At 54.5% G+C, this 22,511-nt stretch carries 21 protein-coding genes and 2 pseudogenes; 13 read left to right on the top strand and 10 right to left on the bottom strand.

Annotated features, from left to right (window positions below; all coding sequences use genetic code 11):
• Positions 1–259, top strand: a pseudogene (locus tag H7A81_RS15355) (hypothetical protein); the annotation flags it as partial.
• A gap of 25 nt (positions 260–284) precedes the next feature.
• On the opposite strand, the gene H7A81_RS15360 reads toward H7A81_RS15355, so the two are convergent.
• Positions 285–491 carry a DUF2767 family protein gene (locus H7A81_RS15360; protein ID WP_034822002.1) on the bottom strand — a complete coding sequence of 69 codons (207 nt, stop codon included), beginning with the start codon at positions 489–491 and terminating at the stop codon, positions 285–287.
• A 183-nt stretch (positions 492–674) separates the two neighbouring features.
• Between H7A81_RS15360 and H7A81_RS15365 the strand changes: the two genes are divergently transcribed.
• On the top strand, positions 675–923 hold the full coding sequence (locus H7A81_RS15365; protein WP_034822005.1) for a DUF883 family protein: 249 nt from the start codon (positions 675–677) through the stop codon (positions 921–923).
• A gap of 32 nt (positions 924–955) precedes the next feature.
• Here the strand turns inward: H7A81_RS15365 and H7A81_RS15370 are convergent, their stop codons facing one another.
• The gene (locus tag H7A81_RS15370) at positions 956–1,153 is read right to left on the bottom strand and encodes a hypothetical protein (protein WP_160832506.1); all 198 of its coding nucleotides are present in this window, start codon (positions 1,151–1,153) and stop codon (positions 956–958) included.
• 100 nt (positions 1,154–1,253) lie between these two features.
• On the bottom strand, positions 1,254–1,451 hold the full coding sequence (locus H7A81_RS15375) for a DUF6404 family protein (RefSeq protein WP_034822012.1): 198 nt from the start codon (positions 1,449–1,451) through the stop codon (positions 1,254–1,256).
• 206 nt (positions 1,452–1,657) lie between these two features.
• Here H7A81_RS15375 and H7A81_RS15380 point away from each other — a divergent pair, with 206 nt between their 5' ends.
• A complete protein-coding gene (locus H7A81_RS15380) occupies positions 1,658–2,914 on the top strand; it encodes a mechanosensitive ion channel family protein (protein WP_045813885.1) in 1,257 nt (418 codons plus the stop codon).
• Between the two features lie 59 nt (positions 2,915–2,973).
• On the opposite strand, the gene icd is transcribed toward H7A81_RS15380, so the two are convergent.
• Positions 2,974–4,224 carry an NADP-dependent isocitrate dehydrogenase gene (gene icd / locus H7A81_RS15385; RefSeq protein ID WP_038647536.1) on the bottom strand — a complete coding sequence of 417 codons (1,251 nt, stop codon included), beginning with the start codon at positions 4,222–4,224 and terminating at the stop codon, positions 2,974–2,976.
• Between the two features lie 131 nt (positions 4,225–4,355).
• On the opposite strand from icd, the gene rluE reads away from it, so the two are divergent.
• From rluE to H7A81_RS15425, 8 genes are all read left to right on the top strand, one after another.
• Positions 4,356–4,994: a 23S rRNA pseudouridine(2457) synthase RluE gene (rluE, locus tag H7A81_RS15390; RefSeq protein WP_236699797.1), complete on the top strand. Its 639-nt coding sequence runs from the start codon at positions 4,356–4,358 to the stop codon at positions 4,992–4,994.
• 45 nt (positions 4,995–5,039) lie between these two features.
• A complete protein-coding gene (locus H7A81_RS15395; protein ID WP_038647540.1) occupies positions 5,040–5,513 on the top strand; it encodes an NUDIX domain-containing protein in 474 nt (157 codons plus the stop codon).
• Between the two features lie 41 nt (positions 5,514–5,554).
• Positions 5,555–6,667: a tRNA 2-thiouridine(34) synthase MnmA gene (gene mnmA, locus H7A81_RS15400; RefSeq protein WP_182057954.1), complete on the top strand. Its 1,113-nt coding sequence runs from the start codon at positions 5,555–5,557 to the stop codon at positions 6,665–6,667.
• 35 nt (positions 6,668–6,702) lie between these two features.
• Positions 6,703–7,344 carry a high frequency lysogenization protein HflD gene (hflD, locus tag H7A81_RS15405; RefSeq protein WP_182057955.1) on the top strand — a complete coding sequence of 214 codons (642 nt, stop codon included), beginning with the start codon at positions 6,703–6,705 and terminating at the stop codon, positions 7,342–7,344.
• 44 nt (positions 7,345–7,388) lie between these two features.
• Positions 7,389–8,759: an adenylosuccinate lyase gene (gene purB / locus H7A81_RS15410; RefSeq protein ID WP_097119194.1), complete on the top strand. Its 1,371-nt coding sequence runs from the start codon at positions 7,389–7,391 to the stop codon at positions 8,757–8,759.
• 224 nt (positions 8,760–8,983) lie between these two features.
• Positions 8,984–9,652: a two-component system response regulator PhoP gene (gene phoP, locus H7A81_RS15415; protein WP_034822036.1), complete on the top strand. Its 669-nt coding sequence runs from the start codon at positions 8,984–8,986 to the stop codon at positions 9,650–9,652.
• Between the two features lie 3 nt (positions 9,653–9,655).
• Positions 9,656–11,116 carry a two-component system sensor histidine kinase PhoQ gene (phoQ, locus tag H7A81_RS15420; RefSeq protein ID WP_058962308.1) on the top strand — a complete coding sequence of 487 codons (1,461 nt, stop codon included), beginning with the start codon at positions 9,656–9,658 and terminating at the stop codon, positions 11,114–11,116.
• 57 nt (positions 11,117–11,173) lie between these two features.
• Complete coding sequence (locus H7A81_RS15425) at positions 11,174–12,295, top strand: cupin domain-containing protein (protein ID WP_182057956.1); 1,122 nt, start codon at positions 11,174–11,176, stop codon at positions 12,293–12,295.
• 132 nt (positions 12,296–12,427) lie between these two features.
• On the opposite strand, the gene pepT is transcribed toward H7A81_RS15425, so the two are convergent.
• From pepT to lolC, 5 genes are all read right to left on the bottom strand, one after another.
• Complete coding sequence (gene pepT, locus H7A81_RS15430) at positions 12,428–13,654, bottom strand: peptidase T (RefSeq protein WP_182057957.1); 1,227 nt, start codon at positions 13,652–13,654, stop codon at positions 12,428–12,430.
• A gap of 119 nt (positions 13,655–13,773) precedes the next feature.
• Entirely contained in the window at positions 13,774–14,607 is an 834-nt protein-coding gene (gene cobB / locus H7A81_RS15435; RefSeq protein ID WP_182057958.1) for a Sir2 family NAD+-dependent deacetylase, read from the bottom strand.
• Between the two features lie 149 nt (positions 14,608–14,756).
• Positions 14,757–16,001 carry a lipoprotein-releasing ABC transporter permease subunit LolE gene (gene lolE / locus H7A81_RS15440; protein WP_038647554.1) on the bottom strand — a complete coding sequence of 415 codons (1,245 nt, stop codon included), beginning with the start codon at positions 15,999–16,001 and terminating at the stop codon, positions 14,757–14,759.
• Positions 16,001–16,702 (bottom strand): lipoprotein-releasing ABC transporter ATP-binding protein LolD, encoded by a 702-nt coding sequence (gene lolD / locus H7A81_RS15445; RefSeq protein ID WP_166931779.1) that lies wholly within the window; start codon positions 16,700–16,702, stop codon positions 16,001–16,003. The genes lolE and lolD overlap by 1 nt, the downstream gene beginning before the upstream one ends.
• Complete coding sequence (lolC, locus tag H7A81_RS15450; protein WP_182057959.1) at positions 16,695–17,894, bottom strand: lipoprotein-releasing ABC transporter permease subunit LolC; 1,200 nt, start codon at positions 17,892–17,894, stop codon at positions 16,695–16,697. The genes lolD and lolC overlap by 8 nt, the downstream gene beginning before the upstream one ends.
• Positions 17,895–18,291: 397 nt before the next feature.
• Between lolC and H7A81_RS15455 the strand changes: the two genes are divergently transcribed.
• Both H7A81_RS15455 and mfd read left to right on the top strand, forming a co-directional pair.
• Entirely contained in the window at positions 18,292–18,501 is a 210-nt protein-coding gene (locus tag H7A81_RS15455; protein WP_034822057.1) for a hypothetical protein, read from the top strand.
• Positions 18,502–18,641: 140 nt separating this feature from the next.
• Complete coding sequence (mfd, locus tag H7A81_RS15460; RefSeq protein ID WP_182057960.1) at positions 18,642–22,085, top strand: transcription-repair coupling factor; 3,444 nt, start codon at positions 18,642–18,644, stop codon at positions 22,083–22,085.
• Between the two features lie 165 nt (positions 22,086–22,250).
• On the opposite strand, the pseudogene H7A81_RS15465 reads toward mfd, so the two are convergent.
• Positions 22,251–22,511, bottom strand: a pseudogene (locus H7A81_RS15465) (hypothetical protein); the annotation flags it as partial.

The following is a 22,511-nucleotide window of genomic DNA, read 5'->3' on the forward strand; positions in this document are numbered from 1 at the left end:
GACGCAAAGTCTGGATCAGGCATTTGAACTCTATCTGAGCCGACAAGAGAAGCAGCACAACATGCAGAGCGGCACCCTGGTCAATTACGCCCGCGCCGTGCTGGATTGGGGCTGGTCACCTTTGCATCAGCGTCATATGCGCTATGAGAAAGTCACCATTCGCTATTATTGTCAGCAAGCCGACGATGCCGAGTGGTGTTTCGATCATCTTCGCCATTTTTTGGTGACCTGGTATCCGGCTTATCGCGGCAATCCCTAAGGGCGTCTCGTGACACCCTTAGGGATTAGGGTTTGACCAGACGAATCGCATGCTCCAGCATCCGCTGTTCGTCGCGTTCATCATGCGCGCGATGATGGCGGGTTCGCTGCAATAAATCGGTGATTTCAGCGCGTTTAGTTTCGTGGCCACATTCGGATAGGACAATCACCGCGTCGCCAATGACCCGACACACTTCATCGTAATCGTCTTCACTTAATACATCACGTTTCATCTCTCCTCCTGGTGTGACACGGCCTGATTTCCGCAAATCAAAAGGCCTGCTACTTCGTTTAAGCCTGGACAGAGTTCAACAATCCTGCAAACCACTGTTACAACCTCGTTGGCCTGCGGGTTGCTGGTCTGAAAATCTGTGACTACGCTGAATCGTAATATTCACAACCAGCAGGGAGTCATCATGACTGATAAAGCGGAAGCAAAATTGAATGAAGCAGCGGGCGCAGTTGAAGAAAAAATCGGGGAATGGACCGGCTCTCGCAAACATCAGGCTAAAGGCGCCGCGCGTCGTTATCCCGCGCAAGCCAGTTATGCTGTGCAGGATGCAGCAGATTGCGTGGTCAAATCGGTACGTGATAATCCGGCAACTGGCCTGGCGGTAGCGGCCAGCATCGGCATTATTGTCGGTTTCCTGCTGGGCAGGAAATAAGCGGCGATGGGGGGCCTTCCTGGCCCCAACGCTTATTGATGATGACCGACCTCATCCAACCTTTCCTGAATATGTTCATCCGGCGTCTCTGCCACATCAGCCGTGCTGTTATTCACATCCAGATGACGCCCCTGGTGCACAGAGATATTCACTGGCACGTCAGGTAATTGCGCACAGCTGCCAAATGACACCAGTAAAAAGAACCACGCGGCTAATGACGTCTTTGCCATCTTCACTTCCACCCACACTGTTTTGAGTCGGGCCAGATTGCCTGACAGAGTGCAAATTAGCGTCAGCGCTGCGCAAAGCTGTGTGGGGAGATGTGAGCAATCAGGCTTGCGAACGGCGTGCTTTGAAGCGCGCCACCATGGTCATCAATGCCTGATAAATCAATCCAGCGTACAAGCTTTTCACCACCACCATACTGATGGCCTCACCCTGCGCCTGCCACGAAGTGAACCACATGAAAATGCCCCACAGCAGCGAAAACAGCAACCAGCCCTTAACGAATTTGATGACACCTTGCATACCACCTCCAGAATCTGAAGCGCAAAACATAGCGGGTTTTGCCGGAAAAGGCACGACGAGGGGTTCATGGATGCTATCTGTTTCAAAGTTTTGCGAAATGTATTGTCAGGCGCGAACCGCCGTTAAGAAATTGCGCACTTGTCGCATACAGTATGATCACAGTTTGTGATTGAATCCCCGCCATCGTTGTCAGGCATGTTGTGAATATGAATTATTTAAGCGATATCCAGAAATTTATTGAGAGTAACACCCTGCTATCCACCACTTTTAGCTTGCTGCTGCTGGTGATTGCGGGGATGGTGACGCATCTGATCTGCAAATTCTTTGTGGTGAAGGTGGTGCGCAAGGTCTTCTTCAGCACACACAAAAAACAGGTTCCACTCGATAAAGATGTGCGGCTATCTGAAAAGCTCTCAAACTTTATTCCGGTGATCACGGTCTACTACCTGCTGCAGTTTATGCCAGATCTGCCCGAGCATCTGCTGATTGCTATTAAGACTATCTGCGGCATTTTGTTCTTTGTTTATCTGTCGCTGTTCTTCACAGAAGTGCTGGAGATTGTTAACAACTCCTACTCCCGCAAATCAAAGCGTAAGAATCACTCGATCAAGGGCTATATTCAGGTCGGCAAGATCCTGGTGCACATTATTTCGGCGATCATGATTCTGGCCATTATGTCGAATAAATCGCCAGTGATTATTATCTCGAGTTTGGGTGCGGTTGCTGCGGTATTGATGTTGGTGTTCCAGCACACCTTAATGTCGCTGGTAGCGAATATTCAGGTGTCATCCAACGATGTGCTGCAACTTGGTGACTGGATTGAGATGCCGGATAAAGGCATTAGCGGCGAAGTGATTGATATTGCACTGCACACCATTACGCTGCGTAACTGGGATAACACTTTGTCACGCATCCCGACGAAAAACTTCCTCACCGAAACCTATACCAACTGGCAGGCGATGTTCTCCTCCGGCGCGCGCCGTATTATGCGTAGCTTCCACCTCGACCAAATGTCGATTCGCTTTCTCGATCACGAACTCATTCAGCAGATGAGCCAGATTCGCGGTGTTAACGAACAGCTGTCAGCGTTAATGGATGGCCGTGACAGCAATGCAGTGGGCGATCGTTGGTTTGCTGACAACGGCATGACCAACTTGACAGTGTTCCGCAAATATCTCACCGCGTGGCTGTCGCAGCGCGATGATATTAAGCAGGATATGTATATCGTGGTGCGCACCATGAAGCCCTCGCCGGAAGGTTTGCCGGTAGAAGTCTATTGCTTCACCTCGTCGATATTTTGGGTGGAGTATGAGAATTCGCAGTCAGCGATCTTCGAATATATCTATGCGATTGTCGGCCAGTTTGGCCTGCGCATGTATCAGCATCCGGGCGGCAATGATTTCTGGCGCTTGTCGCAGCAGCATGCGTCATCCGCCAAATCTGTTGAACAGCAGGCCGATTAACTTAGCGCATAAAAAAACGGGAGCCATGGGCTCCCGTCTCAATTTCTGGCTGGCAGAAATTACATGTTCGCGATGATCGCGTCACCAAACTCTGAACATTTCAGCAGTTTAGCGCCATCCATCAGACGCTCGAAGTCATAGGTCACGGTCTTAGCAGCGATTGCGCCTTCCATGCCTTTAACAATCAGGTCTGCGGCTTCGAACCACTCCATGTGACGCAGCATCATTTCTGCGGACAGGATAACGGAACCTGGGTTCACTTTATCCTGACCCGCATACTTAGGCGCCGTACCGTGGGTTGCTTCGAACAGTGCGCACTCGTCACCGATGTTCGCGCCAGGTGCGATACCGATACCACCAACCTGTGCCGCCAGGGCATCAGAGATGTAGTCACCGTTCAGGTTCATACAGGCGATAACGTCGTATTCAGCTGGACGCAACAGGATCTGCTGCAGGAAGGCGTCAGCGATCACGTCTTTAACGATGATCTCTTTGCCAGTGTTTGGATTCTTGAACTTCATCCATGGACCGCCATCGATCAGCTCGCCGCCGAACTCTTCTTTCACCAACTGGTAGCCCCAGTCTTTGAATGAGCCTTCGGTGAACTTCATGATGTTGCCTTTGTGAACCAGGGTCAGAGAATCACGATCGTTGGTGATGGTGTACTCAACCGCAGCACGCACCAGACGTTTAGTGCCCTCTTCAGAGCACGGCTTCACGCCGATACCACACTGCTCAGGGAAGCGAATTTTCTTCACGCCCATCTCTTCGCGCAGGAACTTGATCACTTTGTCCGCTTCTGGCGTGCCCGCTTTCCACTCGATACCCGCATAGATATCTTCTGAGTTTTCACGGAAGATCACCATGTCGGTATCTTCTGGGCGTTTAACCGGGCTTGGAGTGCCGGTGTAGTAGCGAACCGGACGCAGACACACGTACAGATCCAGCTCCTGACGCAGCGCCACGTTCAGAGAACGAATACCGCCGCCAACTGGCGTAGTCAGTGGGCCTTTGATGGCAACGCGGTACTCTTTGATTAAATCGAGGGTTTCTTGCGGCAGCCAGACGTCCTGGCCGTAAAGTTCTACTGATTTCTCACCAGTATAAATTTCCATCCAGGAAATTTTGCGCTCGCCGTTGTAGGCTTTCTTCACAGCGGCATCAACCACTTTCAGCATAACAGGGGAAACATCAACGCCGATGCCATCACCTTCGATGTAAGGAATGACTGGGTTATTCGGAACAGTGAGTTTGCCCTGAACCAGGGTGATTTTTTGACCTTCCGCCGGAACAACTACTTTGCTTTCCATCAACCTCTCCTTCGAGCGATTTTTTGTTAATGATTTGTAAGATGCGGGTCAATACTACTTGAATATTTCCGCTACGCCAATCACCGCAGTTTCGCGTTATAATGCGCCGATTGTTTCTGACTGCAAAGCCCATGCGAAAAACTTCTCAACGAATTCACCAGGATAAGCGTCCAAACACCGCAGCACGCCAGCCCGTGCGCCGTGACACACGTCCAAAAGGACCGCGACGCGTCATACTCTTTAACAAACCTTTCGATGTTTTACCGCAGTTCAGTGATGAAGCGGGACGCCGCACGCTCAAGGATTTCGTGCCGGTTAGCGACGTTTATGCCGCCGGCCGCCTCGATCGCGACAGCGAAGGTTTGATGATTCTGACCAACGATGGCGCGCTACAGGCGCAACTTACGCAGCCCGGTAAACGCACCGGAAAAATCTATTATGTGCAGATTGAAGGTGCACCACAGGAATCAGATTTATCCCTGTTACGCAACGGCGTCACCCTCAATGATGGACCCACGCTGCCTGCTGGCGTGGAATTAGTCACTGAACCAGAGTGGCTCTGGCCGCGCCAGCCGCCGATCCGCGAGCGTAAAGCGATCCCGACCAGTTGGTTGAAAATCACCCTGTACGAAGGACGTAACCGTCAGGTGCGGCGCATGACGGCGCATATTGGTTTTCCCACCTTACGCCTGATTCGCTTTGCCATGGGCAAATATCAACTGAACGATTTAGCCCTGGGAGAGTGGCGCGATGTCAGTGCCAACGTTTAGATCACGACTTTTCAATAACTTTTAGTTAACAAATTCGGAGGAAGGATGTTTAAACCTCATGTAACCGTAGCCTGCATTGTGCAGGCACAAGGCGAATTGCTGGTGGTCGAGGAGCGTGTTCATGGCCGTATTACCTGGAATCAGCCGGCGGGCCATCTCGAAGCTGATGAAACGTTGCTCGAAGCCGCACAGCGTGAGTTATTTGAAGAGACGGGAATAGACGCTAAACCTGAGTATTTCCTCGGTGTGCAGCAGTGGATCGCGCCTGACGATACACCTTTTGTGCGTTTCCTGTTTGGCCTCGATCTGCCAGAAAAATGCGAGACGTCCCCGCACGATCGCGACATCGATTGCTGCTGGTGGCTGCCGCCAGAGCAGATTCTGACGGCGAATCGCCTGCGTTCACCGCTGGTCGCTGAGAGTGTACGATTGTGGCAGCAAGGCGCACGTTATCCGCTGCAACTGGTGGCGCCGTTCCAATGGCCGTTTCACGAAGGTGCGCGCCCGGCTTCGGCATGATAGAATGCGCCGCCTGTTTTTATCGTAATTAAGAGTGCGTCATGTCTGACAACAGCCAGAAAAAAGTGATCGTCGGGATGTCCGGCGGCGTCGATTCTTCCGTATCCGCCTGGTTACTGCAACAGCAGGGCTATCAGGTTGAAGGCCTGTTCATGAAGAACTGGGAGGAAGACGACGGCGAGGAGTATTGCACCGCCGCTGATGATCTGGCTGACGCTCAAGCCGTGTGTGACAAACTCGGCATTAAACTGCACAAAATCAACTTCGCGGCTGAGTACTGGGATAACGTGTTCGAACACTTCCTGGAAGAGTACAAAGCGGGCCGCACGCCAAACCCCGATATTCTGTGCAACAAAGAGATCAAGTTTAAAGCCTTTCTTGAATTCGCAGCTGAAGATCTCGGCGCAGACTTTATTGCCACCGGTCACTATGTGCGCCGCGCCGATGTGAATGGCACCAGCCAGTTACTGCGCGGCCTCGACGGCAATAAAGATCAGAGTTACTTCCTCTACACCCTGAGCCATGAGCAGATTGCGCAAAGCCTGTTCCCGGTAGGTGAGTTGGAGAAACCCGAAGTCCGTCGTATCGCTGAAGAACTGGATTTGATCACCGCGAAGAAAAAAGACTCGACCGGTATCTGTTTTATCGGTGAGCGTAAATTCCGCGACTTCCTTGGCCGTTACTTACCTGCGCAGCCGGGCGAAATCGAAACCGTTGACGGTGAGATTGTCGGTGAGCATCAGGGTCTGATGTATCACACGCTGGGCCAACGCAAAGGATTGGGTATTGGTGGTCGCAAAGAGAGCAACGACGATCCCTGGTACGTGGTGGATAAAGACGTGGCGCGCAATCGTCTGGTGGTGGCTCAGGGTGCGGAACATCCACGCCTGATGTCTGTGGGCTTGATCGCTCAGCAACTGGATTGGGTCGATCGCCAAACGATGACGGCACCGCTGCGCTGCACGGTGAAAACCCGTTATCGCCAGACCGATATTCCCTGTGAAATTATCCCGCTCGATGCCGAGCGTATTGAAGTGCGTTTTGACGAGCCGGTTGCGGCCGTCACGCCTGGCCAGTCGGCCGTATTTTATCTGGGTGATGTTTGCCTCGGCGGCGGCATTATTGAACAGCGCCTGCCATTGGCAGAAGCCTGAGGTCGGCGCTGCCGACGCGATGACAGGAGTTAAGCGTGGCTAAGAACTATTATGAGATAACGCTCGCGCTGGCGGGTATTTGTCAGTCCGCGCATCTGGTGCAGCAATTAGCGCATCAGGGCAGTTGCAACAATGCCGCATTAACCGTGTCGCTGCGCAGCCTGCTGGATCTGAACCCCGGCTCGACGCTGGCGGTCTTTGGCAATGATGAAGCGAATCTGCACCTCGGCCTGGAATCGCTGATTGCGGTGTTGAACAGCGGCAGCCGCCAGGGTGCCGGGGCCGAACTGACACGTTACACCCTGAGCATGATGGTGCTGGAACGTAAACTGCACGGCAACAGCGCGGCGCTGAACACGCTCTCTCAGCGCATTGCACAGCTTGATCGCCAACTCGCGCATTACGAGCTGGAATCTGAAACCATCACCAGTGCCATGGCGGGGATTTATGTCGATGTGATCAGCCCGCTGGGTCCGCGCATTCAGGTCACCGGTTCGCCGCAGGTATTACAGAATTCTCAGGTACAAAGCAAAGTACGCGCTACCTTGCTGGCAGGCATTCGTGCCGCTGTGTTGTGGCAGCAGGTTGGCGGTGGCCGCCTGCAGCTAATGTTCTCGCGCCAGCGTCTGCTGCGTGAAGCCAAAACCATTTTATCCCGGCTGGGCCCGGCGTATTAAGCGCCGCCCTGCCCTAATTTGTTAACGATTCAGGAGTTGCACTGATGGAATTATCCTCTCTGACCGCCGTCTCACCTGTCGATGGCCGTTATGGCGATAAAGTCAGCCCGCTGCGCGCCATTTTCAGCGAATACGGTTTGCTGAAATTCCGCGTTGAGGTTGAAGTTCGCTGGTTACAGAAACTGGCTACGACCGCAGAGATCAAGGAAGTTCCTGCATTTGATGCTGACGCAAACGCTTTCCTTGATGCCATTGTCGCCAATTTCAGCGAAGAAGACGCAGCGCGCATCAAAACCATCGAACGCACCACCAACCACGACGTTAAAGCGGTTGAATACTTCCTGAAAGAGAAAGTGGCCGATATCCCTGCGCTGCATGCGGTATCCGAGTTCATCCACTTCGCCTGTACTTCTGAAGATATCAACAACCTGTCGCACGCGCTGATGCTGGAAACCGCTCGCCGTGATGTCATCGTGCCTTTCTGGAACAAAATCATCGATGCGGTGAAAGGTCTGGCGCAGGAATATCGTGATATTCCGCTGCTGTCGCGTACTCACGGCCAGCCTGCTACGCCATCCACCATGGGTAAAGAGATGGCTAACGTCGCTTACCGTATGGAACGTCAGCTGCGTCAGTTGAGCAAAATCGAAGTGCTGGGCAAAATTAACGGCGCGGTCGGCAACTACAACGCCCACATCGCTGCGTATCCGGAAGTGGACTGGCATCAGCTGAGCGAGCAGTTTGTCACCTCACTGGGCGTGACCTGGAACCCGTACACCACTCAGATCGAACCGCATGATTACATTGCGGAACTGTTCGATTGCATCGCGCGTTTCAACACCATCCTGATCGACTTTGACCGTGATATCTGGGGTTACGTAGCTCTCAATCACTTCAAGCAGAAAACCATCGCGGGCGAAATTGGTTCTTCCACCATGCCGCATAAAGTGAACCCAATTGACTTCGAAAACTCAGAAGGCAACCTCGGTCTGGCGAATGCGGTGATGCAGCACCTGGCGAGCAAACTGCCGGTTTCCCGCTGGCAGCGCGATCTCACCGACTCTACCGTACTGCGTAACCTCGGCGTCGGCGTGGGCTATGCGCTGATCGCTTATCAGGCGACGTTGAAAGGTATCTCTAAACTGGAAGTGAACCGCGATCGTCTGCTGGACGAACTGGATCACAACTGGGAAGTGCTGGCCGAGCCGATCCAGACCGTGATGCGCCGCTACGGTATCGAGAAGCCATACGAAAAACTGAAAGAGCTGACGCGTGGCAAACGTGTGGATGCAGCCGGTATGCAGGCCTTCATCGACAGTCTCGAACTGCCGGAAGAAGAGAAAGTGCGTCTGAAGCAGATGACACCGGCCAACTATCTCGGCCGCGCCATTCAGATGGTTGATGATTTAAAATAATCATTGAGGGTGTGCCTGCGCGCACACCCTACCCTTCCCCTCAGGCAGTCGAGCACCAGCAAATCGGCCAGTGCATCAATCCCTTGTTGCCTGCGTCCGGAATGAATGCTCGCCGCTTTTTGCTGCTGTCGTTCAAACGATGACAATCAAGTGTTGTTCTCTTGTTTAGCTCGCTTAACATATACTCTTGCCATCATCACTGAGTTTGAAGGTAAGGAAATTCTATGCGTGTTCTGGTTGTGGAAGATAATGCACTGCTGCGTCATCATCTCGCCGTGCAGTTACGTGAAATGGGTCATCAGGTGGATGCTGCCGAAGATGCCAAAGAAGCCGACTATTTCCTGCAGGAACACATTCCCGACATTGCGCTGGTCGATTTAGGCTTGCCTGATGAAGATGGCATGTCGTTGATTCGTCGCTGGCGCGGTGATGCTGTGCGTCAACCTATTCTGGTGTTGACGGCGCGTGAAGGCTGGCAGGCTAAAGTGGAAGCACTGGAAGCCGGTGCCGATGACTACGTCACCAAACCTTTCCATATCGAAGAAGTCGCTGCACGTTTGCAGGCGCTGATGCGTCGCAACAGTGGACACGCTTCGCAGATCATTGCGATGCCGCCGTTCCAGGTTGATCTGTCACGTCGTGAAGTCACCGTCAATGATGCACCGGTCAAACTCACCGCCTTTGAGTACACCATTGTAGAAACCTTGATCCGCAACGCCGGAAAAGTGGTCAGCAAAGATTCGTTGATGCTGCAACTCTATCCCGATGCCGAACTGCGCGAGAGCCATACCATTGATGTTTTGATGGGTCGCCTGCGTAAAAAGATTCTTGCGCTCCATCCGACCGAAGTGATTAACACCGTGCGCGGCCAGGGCTATCGCTTTGATCTCTGATTTATGAATTGGCTGAATCGCTTACGTCCTTTCTCATTACGCGCCCGGTTTTTACTGGCGACTGCCGCTATTGTCCTGTTTCTGTCGCTCTCCTACGGCATGGTTGCCGTAGTCGGCTATGTGGTGAGTTTCGATAAAAACACCTATCGCGTGATGCGCGGCGAGAGCAACCTGTTCTTCACCCTGGCGCAATGGCAAAACAATAAGCTGACCATTGCCCAGCCAGAGCGTATGACGCTCAATTTCCCGACGCTGGTGTTCATCTACGATGAACACGGCAAGTTGCTGTGGCAGCAGCGTGATGTGCCTGACATCCGCAAAAACATTCGGCGTGAGTGGCTGCTCAAGCCCGATTTTTATGAAATCGACACCACAAATCGCACCAGTCTGGCCGCCATCGGCAACAACTCCGAGGTCAAAGAGCGGTTACATCAACTGGACAGCGACAACAACGACACCTTTACCCACTCGGTCGCCGTCAACCGTTACGATGCCACCACCAACTTACCGGCACTGACCATCGTCGTGGTGGATTCCATCCCTCAGGAACTGCAGCACTCGGATGTGGTGTGGTCATGGTTTAGCTATGTGCTGGCAGCAAACCTGCTGTTAGTGATTCCGCTGCTGTGGCTGGCCGCGCACTGGAGCCTGCGCCCTATTGGTGATTTAACCGCGCAGGTGCGTGAACTGGAAACGGGTCATCGCGAGAATCTGGACGACAATCCACCGCAGGAGTTGCGCAGCCTGGTGCGAAATCTCAACCTGCTGCTGACCAATGAGCGCCAGCGCTACACGCGTTATCGCACCACCCTGTCTGATTTAACGCACAGCCTGAAAACCCCGCTGGCGGTGTTGCAGAGTACCTTACGCTCCCTGCGCAGCGGCAAGGAGCTCACCGTGGAGCAGGCCGAGCCGGTGATGCTGGAGCAGATTAGCCGTATTTCACAACAAATTGGCTACTACCTGCATCGAGCCAGTATGCAAGCCGATCATAATCCGCTGCAGCGCGATCTGCATTCGGTGTCGGCACTACTGGATAGCCTTTGCTCGGCGCTGAATAAGGTTTATCAGCGCAAAGGTGTCGAAATCACCCTGGATATCTCCCCCGAGTTGACCTTTATCGGCGACCAAAATGACTTTATGGAAGTGCTGGGCAATGTGCTGGATAACGCCTGCAAATACTGCCTGGAATTTATTGAGGTCAGCGCACGACAAACCGACAAGGCACTGCATCTGTTTATTGATGATGACGGCCCCGGCATTCCTGAAAGCAAACGCGATCTGATCTTCGTGCGCGGTCAGCGTGCCGATACGTTACGTCCCGGCCAGGGCCTTGGCTTAGCCGTGGTCCGCGACATCCTCGAACAATACGCCGGTAAGGTGATCGCCAGCACCAGCCCACTAGGCGGTGCCCGCATGGAAGTGATTTTCCAGCGTCAGGAAGTTGAACATCACCGCGAGTAGAAAGGCCTGCGGGCTGTTATACTTGCCTGCATTCATGGCCCTAACCGGAACACTCGTATGGACTATCAGCTCGATATTAACTGGCCCGACTTTATTCAGCGCTACTGGCAAAAACGTCCGGTGGTGCTCAAGCGTGGTTTTAAAAACTTCATTGATCCCATTTCTCCTGATGAGCTGGCGGGTCTGGCGATGGAAAACGAGGTGGACAGCCGCCTGGTGAGCCATAACAACGGCAAATGGCAGGTTAGCCATGGTCCGTTTGAAAGCTATGATCATCTCGGCGAGAGCAACTGGTCGCTGCTGGTGCAGGCGGTTAATCACTGGCATGAACCTTCTGCTGCCCTGATGCGCCCGTTCCGCTTCCTGCCTGACTGGCGCATTGACGATCTGATGATCTCTTTTGCCGTTCCGGGCGGCGGCGTAGGCCCGCACTTCGACCAGTATGATGTGTTTATCATTCAGGGCACCGGCCGTCGTCGCTGGCGCGTAGGCGAAAAAGTGCCGATGAAACAGCACTGCCCGCATCCCGATCTGCTTCAGGTTGAGCCGTTTGATGCCATCATCGATGAAGAGATGGAGCCGGGCGACATTCTGTACATTCCACCAGGATTCCCGCATGAGGGCTATTCGCTGGAAAATGCCATCAATTATTCGGTCGGTTTCCGTGCACCTAACGGTCGTGAATTGATTAGCGGCTTCGCTGATTACATGCTGGCGCACGAATTAGGCAGCTATCGTTTCAGCGATCCGGATGTGCCGTCGCGTGATTGCCCGTCACAGATTTTGCCTTCTGAAGTGGAAGGAATTCGTCAGGTGATGCTGGATGTCATTAATCAGCCAGAACAGTTTAATCAGTGGTTTGGTGAGTTTATCTCACAGACACGTCACGAACTGGATATCGCGCCTCCTGAGCCGCCGTATCAGCCTGATGAGATTTACGATGCGCTGCAGCAAGGCGATGCGCTGACACGTCTTGGTGGCCTGCGCGTGTTAACGCTGGGCGATGCGGTGTTTGTGAATGGTGAGCGCGTGGCGTGCAGCCACCCGGAAGTGCTGGCGGCACTGGCACATAATCAGGTGTTAACGCTGGAAGATTTCGGCGATACGCTGGACGATCCGTCGCTGCTGGCACAGCTTGCGGCGCTGGTGAACAGCGGCTACTGGTTCTTTGGTGAGTAATCTGTTGCGCTAAAATCGCGCCTCTTTATCACGGCGCGATTTACCACAGGTGTTTGCCGCGACAGAGACGCTGTTGACTGCGCCGCCACGTAAGATATTGATAAAAGGCCTGCTTAGCAGGCCTTTTTCATACTATTTCTTCTCTGCTGCCAGCGCAGACAAGCGCACAATCACATCCACCGCCTGCGACATCACATTTAATGACGCGAACTCGTGTTTACCGTGGTAGTTATAGCCGCCGGTGAACAGGTTCGGACACGGCAAACCTTTCCACGATAGCGCAGAACCGTCGGTGCCACCGCGAATCGGCTTCACCACCGGTTCAATCCCGCAATCACGAATGGCCTGCAGCGCCAGCTCAATGATCTGCGGATGCGGCTCAACTTTCTCACGCATATTGCGGTAGCTGTCGCTGATCTCCACTTTTATTGAGCATTCGGCCTGCAGTCCTTTACCGACCCGCTCAGCAATCTCTTCCAGCAGCTGTTTACGCTGTTCATAGCTGTCGGCGTCGAAATCACGAATCAGATACATCAGCTCGGCGTGCTCAACCGTGCCTTTGATGGTGTGCAGATGGAAAAAGCCTTCATAACCGTCAGTGAACTGCGGTTTCTCTTTGGCGGGCAGCTCGGCGTGGAAACGCATCGCCAGATCCAGCGCGTTCACCATGACGTTTTTCGCACTGCCAGGGTGCACGTTATTGCCGGTGATTTTCACCATCGCGGTCGCTGCATTGAAGTTTTCAAACTCAAATTCGCCGAGATCGCTGCCATCAATGGTGTACGCCCAGTCCGCTGCAAAACCTTCAACATCGAAATGAGAGGTGCCGCGTCCAATCTCTTCATCAGGGGTAAACGCCACACGAATCGCGCCGTGCGGAATATTCTTTTTCACCAGTCGCGCCATCGCCGTCATGATTTCAGCGATACCCGCTTTATCATCTGCGCCCAGCAAGGTTTTGCCATCGGTGGTGATCAGCGTATGGCCAATCAATTTGTGAAGAATCGGGAACATCACCGGCGAGAGGATTTCATCGCCATTGCCCAGCGCAATATCGCCGCCACGGTAGTTTTCGATAATCTGCGGATTGACGTTTTTAGCGGTGAAATCCGGTGACGTATCCATATGCGAGATAAAGCCGATCACCGGGGTCGGCCAGTCAACGTTGGCGGGCAAAGTGCCCATCACGCAGCAGTGATCGCTCAGGGACACATCAACAAATCCCAGTGCAATCAGCTCTTCCTGTAACTGACGCGCCAGCGTCCACTGCCCTTCACTGCTGGGCACCTGACGCGCCTGCGGTTTTGACTGAGTTTCTACGGCCACATAACTGAGAAAACGCTCAAGTAATTGATCCATTTGTCATCCCTCTAAAGAACCTGCGTTATTATCATGGCGCGTGAGGCGCGCCATGTTGCGTCAAATCATTATCCTTCAGGTTAGCGTTCTCAGCGCAAAGTGCTTAACCAGATATCGTCTTACTTATACAGCCCGAGTAGAAAGGTATGCACAAAATCCGGTACCACTTCACTGGCCAAGCCGTACTGGCTTTCCGCGAACTCATTGCCCACCTGACTCGGCTCCAGATTAAGCTCAACGGTATGCGCACCCTGCAGTTTTGCTTCATGCACAAAACCGGCGGCGGGATAGACATGCCCGGAGGTGCCAATGGCGATAAACAGATTGGCTTTCTCTATCGCCTGATAAATCTCTTCCATGCCGAGCGGCATTTCTCCAAACCACACCACATGCGGACGGAGTCGGGCCGGGAACTGGCAGCAGGTGCAACGATCGTCCGGCTTAACATCTTCCGTCCAATCCAGCACCTGACCACTGCTTTCACAGCGCACTTTTAGCAATTCACCGTGCATATGCAACACGCGCTGACTGCCTGCCCGCTCATGGAGATTATCAATGTTCTGCGTCACCAACAGGAAGTTGTCGCCCAGCACCTGTTCCAGTTCGGCCAACGCTTTGTGCGCGGCATTTGGCTGAATCTCCGGCTGTTGCAACTGACGGCGGCGCGCATTGTAGAATCCTTGCACCAGATCGGGATTACGATGAAATCCTTCTGGTGTGGCAACATCTTCAACCCGATGCTCTTCCCATAATCCGTCGGCAGCGCGGAAGGTTTGAATGCCTGACTCGGCGGAGATGCCAGCGCCGGTCAGTACCACGACGCGCGGTTGCGGGTGCGCAGCCAGTTCAGCTTTGCGATCGCGTTCAAAGATGCGCTGGCGAAAGCGCTGATGCACTTTGCGGCGATTTTTCTTGTCGCGGGCGAGTCGTAGGCGGCGGCGCGGTATGCGCATAAAAGCTCCTTATGCTGCGGTGGTTGTCACCGCATGTCGGGTGTTTGGCTCGGGATAATGGTTCCCGATAATAGCGGCTGCGCATGACGGCTGCATGCCACAGACGCTGAAAATGTGCGCAGCCGCGAAGGCGGCTGCGTTTTTTATCATTACTGTCCGCTCAGTACGCGAGCCGGATCGATTCGACTGGCACGCCGCGCAGGATACCAGCTGGCAATCAGGCTGAGCAGGATGGCGGTCACCAGCACCGAAATCACATCAATCCAGTGCAACTCCGATGGCAGGAAATCAATGAAGTAGATATCCCCCGCCAGCAATTGATGACCGGTAAGATGCTCCAGTCCACGCACGATCGGTGTCAGGTTGAGCGCCACCAGCACACCCACCACGACACCGCTGATGCTGCCGAGCAATCCGGCCAGTAAGCCATACCAGATAAAAATGGCGCGGATCAGGCCATCTTTGGCGCCCAGCGTGCGCAGCACCGCAATATCACTGCTCTTGTCTTTCACCGCCATTACCAGCGTCGAGACGATATTAAAACAGGCCACGCCAATCACCAGCACCATCGCCAGATACATAATCGCGCGGATCATCTGGATATCGCGGTACATGTAACCGTAGGTGCCAATCCAGCTCTTAATATAGACATAAGAGTGCGTGGCTTCACCGGCATCGCGCACCAGTTTTTGCGCCTGGAAGGGATCGCTCATCTTCAGCGCAATGCCGCTGACGCTGTCACCCATATCAAGATATTTTTGCGCATCCGCCAGCGGCACCAGCGCCAGGCTGTGGTCGAGCATCCCACTGAGTTGCAGAATGCCTGATACCTGCAGACGAATACGTTTCGGTTGCAGCAGCTTATTTTCACCGTCATTGTTCGGGATCATGATGGTGATCCAATCGCCCTGCTTCACGTTAAGCGATTTCGCAATGCCGCCACCGAGGATGATCTGCTGTTTATCCGCGCCAAACTGCTGCCACGCATCGCCATCGACAAAACTCGGCAAGGCGCTTAGCCGCGATTCCTGTTGCGGATCGACACCCTTCACCTGCAACGCCTGCATCTTCGCGCCGCTCTCAATCAAGCCGGTAAAGTTAATGTAAGGCGCCGCTGCCGCGATACCCGGCACCTTTTCAATCGGTGCGATCATCGGCTGCCAGTTGCGGAAAGGCTGATTCACCGGTTCGATTTCACCGTGCGGTACCACGGCCAGAATGCGTTTGTTCAGCTCGCGTTCAAAACCGTTCATCGCGCTCAGGCCAATAATCAACACGGCAACACCCAGGGCGATGCCGATGGTCGAGATGATGGAGATCAGTGAGACCATGCCACCGCGCCGCCGACCGCGACTAAAGCGCAGCCCAAGCAGCAGGGATAATGATGAACCCATCAGATGGCTCCCAGCGTCAGATGCTCGCTCAACTGACCGTCGCGCATCTCCATCTGGCGATTCAGACGTTTGGCCAAGTTCAGATCGTGCGTCACCACCAAAAATGCAGTGCCCTGCTGCTGATTCAGCTCGCCCAGCAGTTTGAAAATCGCATCGGCGTTACGCGCATCCAGGTTACCGGTCGGTTCATCGGCCATCACCAGGCGCGGACGATTCACCAGCGCACGCGCAATAGCCACACGCTGACGTTCACCGCCTGATAACTCAGAAGGACGATGGGCAGCACGTTTTTCCAGTCCTACCGCTGCCAGCATTTCCAGCGCACGCGAGGCAGCTTCCGCTTTGGCGGTTTTACCAATCAGCAGCGGCATTGCGACATTCTCCAACGCCGTGAAATCTGGTAATAAATGGTGGAACTGATAGATAAAGCCCAGTTCACGATTGCGCAGTTCGGCTTTAGCAGAGGACGACATCGCATTCAGCGACTTGCCGTCAAACACCACGTCTCCCGAGGTCGGTGCATCGAGGCCGCCGAGCAGATGCAGTAAGGTACTTTTACCCGAGCCGGAGCTACCAACTATGGCCGTCAGTTCGCCTGGCTGCAGGCTAAAAGCCACATTGCGCAGCACATCGGTCTGCACGCTGCCTTCCTGATAGCTTTTGCACAGGTCACGACACTGCAACAAAGGGGTATTACTCATAACGTAAAGCCTCAGCGGGTTGAACGGCGGCAGCGCGCCATGACGGATAAAGGGTTGAGAGCAGCGCGACGATCATCGAGACCAGCGCAATCGTGACCACCTGCCAGACGTTGATATCGACCGGCAATGCAGCGCCATCCAGGAACAGGCCAATCACTGGCATCAAATTATTCAGCTGGCTGGCGAGCAGCACGCCGAGCAGCGTACCGAGCAAGGTGCCGATAATGCCGGCACTGGCGCCCTGCACCATAAACACCGCGACGATCTGTCGGCGGGTTAAGCCCTGCGTTTGCAGAATCGCCACTTCGCCCTGCTTTTCCATGATCAGCAGGCCGAGTGAAGTAATGATGTTAAACGCCGCCACCGCGATGATCAGACTCAGCAGCAGCCCCATCATGTTTTTTTCCATGCGCACCGCCTGGAACAGATCGCCTTTGCGCTCGCGCCAGTCTTTCAGCGTCAGGCCATCCGGCAATTTCTGTTCGCTGAAAGCATCCACATTTAGCGGTTTCTCCAGCCACAAACGCCAGCCGGTGATGTTCCCCAGCGGATAGCGCATCACGCGGGAGGCATCCTGCTGATTCACCAGAATCTGATAAGCATCGACTTCGCTGTTGGCAGCATAGGTGCCTGCGACGGTGAAGATACGCTGACTCGGCAAGCGGCCCACCGGCGTAAACTGGCTCACCGTCGGCACCATCAGACGCAGCTGGTCGCCACGTTTAACGCCCAACTGAGATGCCAGCTGTTCACCGAGAATCACATTGTATTGGCCCGGTTGCAGCACGTTCTGTTGCGTGTTCACAAGATAAGGGGTGAGCGGGTCTTGTTCGTCCGGGTTGATGCCCAGCATCACGCCCACTGAGACATTGCGCGCGCTTTGCAGCACCACATCCGCGGTCGTCAGCGGGGCCACACGCGTGACGCCCTGCAGTTTGAGGCTCTCCGCCTTCACCTGTTGTGGATTGATGCTGCCTTTGTCGCTGGTGACCAACGCTTGCGGCATCAGGCCGAGGATATTGCCCTCCAGCTCACGCTCGAAGCCGTTCATCACCGACAGTACGGTGACCAGCGCCAGCACGCCCAGCGTGATACCGATGGTGGAAAGCCAGGAGACGAAGCGACCGAAGCGGTCTGAGGCACGTCCACGCATGTAGCGCAAACCGATGAATAACGCGACTGGTTGATACATGAGATCCGTCTTGGCAGTTGCCTGAAAATAAGTAGTGGGATGATAAAGGAGCAGCCCTGTTTATGAAACCTCTAACCCTCTGAGTCTGTGGCAAAGTTGCATCCAAATACGTCGCAATCTGCGTCAATGCATAAAATTGCGACAAAATAATGATACTTATTGTGCGTTTATTAGGCATACCCTGCGGTAGACTTCTCCATGTAGCACAAATTTATGTCCAGCCGGCACCGCAGTATGCCCATTTAATCAGCACCGCAGTCAGCCCAAAGATTTCGTGCTGTGGCAAGGCGGCAAGCTTGCTAATCCCCAGGAGCTTACATCAGTAAGTGACTGGGGTTAGTAGGCACAGCCAACGCCGCCACGGTGCGAAAGATGCCGGGCGAAAAGGAGTATACCCATGTTCAGATTTCCGAAGGGCAGTATCGTGAAACACAAATCGGGAGAAATCAGAGGCGAGATCGTCAACGTCTTTGAACAGGGAGATGCGGCAACCGGCTATTACGTGAAGTGGGACGACGGCAACCACAGCTATCATCTGGAAAAAGAGCTGTCCTGGGCTAACGTCGATCGTCCGCGCATGCACTACACACAGCAATCAAGTAAGTGACCGGGGTTCGGAGACGCAGCCAACGCGGCCACAGCGCGAAGTATGAAGGGCGATGAGAAATAGCACCGCGACAGATGATCCTGGGGGCGGATTATGGAATGATGACGCCCTGGAATCCAAGGAGAGAATGTCGAGTCCTTATGTCGGAACAGAGTCGTTATACCCTGCCTGCGAAAGCGGGCGATCATCGTCAGCTCGGCGAACTGATTGGCGCCGCGCAGGCGGTTGAGTGCGCCAGTATTACCGAACGCCACCCGGGTCCGGTGCTGATGATTACGCCGGATATGCAATCTGCCCTGCGTCTGCAGGAGGAGATTCGCCAGTTCACCGATCTGCCGGTCACCAATCTCGCCGACTGGGAAACGCTGCCTTACGACAGCTTCTCGCCACATCAGGACATTATCTCCGCCCGTCTTTCCACCCTTTATCAACTGCCCAATATGACGCGCGGCATGCTGATTATGCCGGTCAACACGCTGATGCAGCGCGTCTGTCCGCACAGCTTCCTGCACGGCCATGCGCTGGTGATGAAGCAGGGGCAAAAACTCTCGCGGGATGCGCTGCGTGATCAGCTGGAGCAGGCAGGTTATCGCCATGTCGATCAGGTGATGGAGCACGGCGAGTACGCCACGCGTGGCGCGCTGCTGGATCTGTTCCCAATGGGCAGCGATCAGCCCTATCGTATCGACTTCTTTGATGACGAAATTGACAGCCTGCGCCTGTTCGATGTGGACAGCCAGCGCACGCTGGAAGCGGTTGAGGCTATCAATCTACTGCCTGCACATGAATTCCCGACGGATAAAGCGGCGATTGAGCTGTTCCGCAGCCGCTGGCGCGAGCTATTTGATGTGCGACGCGAGCCGGAGCATGTCTATCAGCAAGTGAGCAAAGGCACGCTGCCTGCCGGGATCGAATACTGGCAGCCGCTGTTCTTTGAGCAGGAGTTGCCCACCCTGTTCAGCTATCTGCCTGCTAACACGCTGGTACTCAACAGTGGCGATCTGCACGGCAGCGCCGATCGCTTCTGGCAGGATGCTAACGCGCGTTTCGACAATCGCCGCATCGATCCTATGCGCCCGCTGCTGGAGCCTGCAACGTTGTGGCTGCGCCCGGACGCGTTGCTCGGCGAACTGAAAGCCTGGCCACGCATGCAGCTCAGCAGCGAAACGCTGCCAGAAAAAGCCGCCAATACCAATCTCGGCTATCAACCGCTGCCGGAACTGACGGTGCAGGCCCAGGCGAAAGCGCCACTCGATCTGCTGCGTCAGTTCATGGAGCAGTTTGATGGGCAGATCATTTTCTCAGTAGAAAGTGAAGGCCGTCGTGAAAGCCTGCAGGAATTGCTGGCGCGCATCAAACTGCGCCCACAGCCGATTGAACGCTTTGAAGAAGCCGCCAAACAGCCGCACAGTTTAATGATTGGTGCCAGCGAGCGCGGATTCATTGATAGCGCAGGTCATCGTGCGCTGATTTGTGAAAGTGACCTGCTGGGCGAACGCGTTAGCCGTCGTCGCCAGGACAATCGCCGCACCATCAATCCCGACGTACTGATTCGCAACCTTGCTGAACTGCATCCCGGCCAGCCAGTGGTGCATCTGGAACACGGCGTGGGCCGTTATATTGGCCTGACCACGCTGGAAGCCGGCGGCATTGTCGCGGAATATCTGATGCTCTCCTATGCGGGCGACGCCAAGCTGTACGTGCCCGTTTCATCACTGCACCTGATCAGCCGCTACGCAGGTGGCGCGGATGAGAATGCCCCGCTGCACAAGCTGGGCAGCGATGCCTGGTCACGCGCACGCCAGAAAGCGGCGGAGAAAGTGCGTGATGTGGCGGCCGAACTGCTGGATATCTACGCCCAACGCGCGGCCAAAACCGGCTTCGCCTTTAAGCACGATCGCGATCAGTATCAACTGTTCTGCGAAGGCTTCCCGTTTGAGACTACGCCGGATCAGGGCCAGGCCATTAATGCGGTGCTGAGCGACATGTGCCAGCCGCTGGCAATGGATCGTCTGGTGTGCGGTGACGTAGGCTTTGGTAAAACTGAAGTGGCGATGCGCGCCGCCTTCCTCGCGGTGGAGAATGCCAAACAAATCGCCGTGCTGGTGCCCACCACCCTGCTGGCGCAGCAGCATTACGATAACTTCCGCGACCGTTTCGCCAACTGGCCAGTGCGCATTGAGATGCTGTCACGCTTCCGTAGCGCGAAAGAGCAGAGTCAGGTGCTGGAACAGGCACGTGAAGGCAAAGTGGATATTCTGATCGGCACGCATAAGTTGCTGTCAAACGACCTGAAATGGCACGATCTCGGTCTGTTGATTGTCGATGAAGAGCACCGTTTTGGCGTGCGTCATAAAGAGCGTATTAAAGCGATGCGCGCGGACGTTGATATCCTGACGCTCACTGCTACCCCCATCCCACGTACACTGAATATGGCGATGAGCGGCATGCGCGATCTGTCGATCATTGCAACACCGCCAGCCCGCCGTCTGGCAGTGAAAACCTTTGTGCGCGAGTACGACAGCCTGGTGGTGCGTGAAGCGCTGCTGCGTGAAATTTTACGCGGCGGTCAGGTTTACTATCTCTACAACGATGTTGAGAACATCGAAAAAGCCGCACAGCGTCTGGCGGAGCTGGTGCCGGAGGCCCGCATCGCCATCGGCCACGGCCAGATGCGCGAGCGCGAGCTGGAACGGGTGATGAATGATTTCCACCACCAGCGTTTTAACGTGCTGGTGTGTACCACCATCATCGAAACCGGTATTGATGTGCCGAGCGCCAACACCATCATCATTGAGCGTGCTGACCACTTTGGCCTGGCGCAGCTGCATCAGCTGCGTGGCCGCGTCGGGCGCTCACACCATCAGGCCTATGCCTGGCTGTTAACGCCGCATCCAAAAGCCATGACCACTGATGCGCAGAAGCGTCTGGAGGCGATTGCCTCGCTGGAAGACCTGGGCGCGGGCTTTGCGCTGGCGACGCACGATCTTGAGATTCGCGGTGCCGGCGAGCTGCTGGGCGAAGATCAAAGCGGCCAGATGGAAACAATTGGTTTCACGCTGTATATGGAACTGCTGGAAAACGCCGTGGATGCGCTGAAGGCCGGGCGCGAGCCGTCGCTGGAAGATCTCACCAGCAACCAGACCGAAATCGAACTGCGCATGCCTGCGCTGCTGCCGGATGACTTTATCCCGGACGTGAACACGCGTTTGTCACTCTATAAACGCGTTGCCTCAGCCAGTGACGAGCAGGAACTGGCTGAGCTGAAGGTTGAGATGATCGATCGTTTTGGCAAGTTGCCGGATGCGGCGCGCAACCTTCTGGATGTGGCGGCTTTACGTCTGGTGGCGCGAGAACTTGGCGTGCGTAAAATTGAAGCCAGTGAAAAAGGCGGATTCTTCGAGTTCGCGCCGCAGAATCATGTCGATCCCGGTTGGTTGATTGGCCTGCTGCAAAAAGATCCTAAACAGTGGAAGTTGGATGGTCCAACCCGTCTGAGATTCACTCGTGATTTGGAAGAGCGCAAAGTGCGGATGGAGTGGATTCAGGGCTTCATTGCCGAACTGGCGAAGAATCGGATTTAGCGTCCTCAGCCGCATCTCGCCTGGCGAAGCGATACATTGCGCTTCTGCATGCAACATGGTGGCTATCGGGACGCGAGATGAATCTCGCCGCGCCGGTTTACACCATAAAAAAAGCGCCTTACGGCGCTTTTTTCGTTACTGCTGCTGTGACGTGTCTTTGCCCAATCAGGCCTGATTCGAATTCAGGATCAGCTGGCCATTACGGTCAAGCGGAATGCGGGTGCCAGGGTCATTTTCCATGCGGATTTTGCCCTGCTGGTCGCCTATTTTATAGGTCACATCATAACCCAGCATTTTTTCCTGTTTGTCATAAACGGTTTTGCAACGCTGCTCGTTGGTGGTGTAGGTATCACGATCCTGCAGTAGATCGTAAGAGGGCCTGGTAGGTAAAGAGCGTACGTGCAGTTGTGTGTAGCGTGTATACTG

Origin of the sequence: Pantoea sp. ME81, assembly GCF_903970985.1 — a bacterium.
GTDB classification, from domain to species: Bacteria; Pseudomonadota; Gammaproteobacteria; order Enterobacterales; family Enterobacteriaceae; genus Pantoea; species Pantoea communis.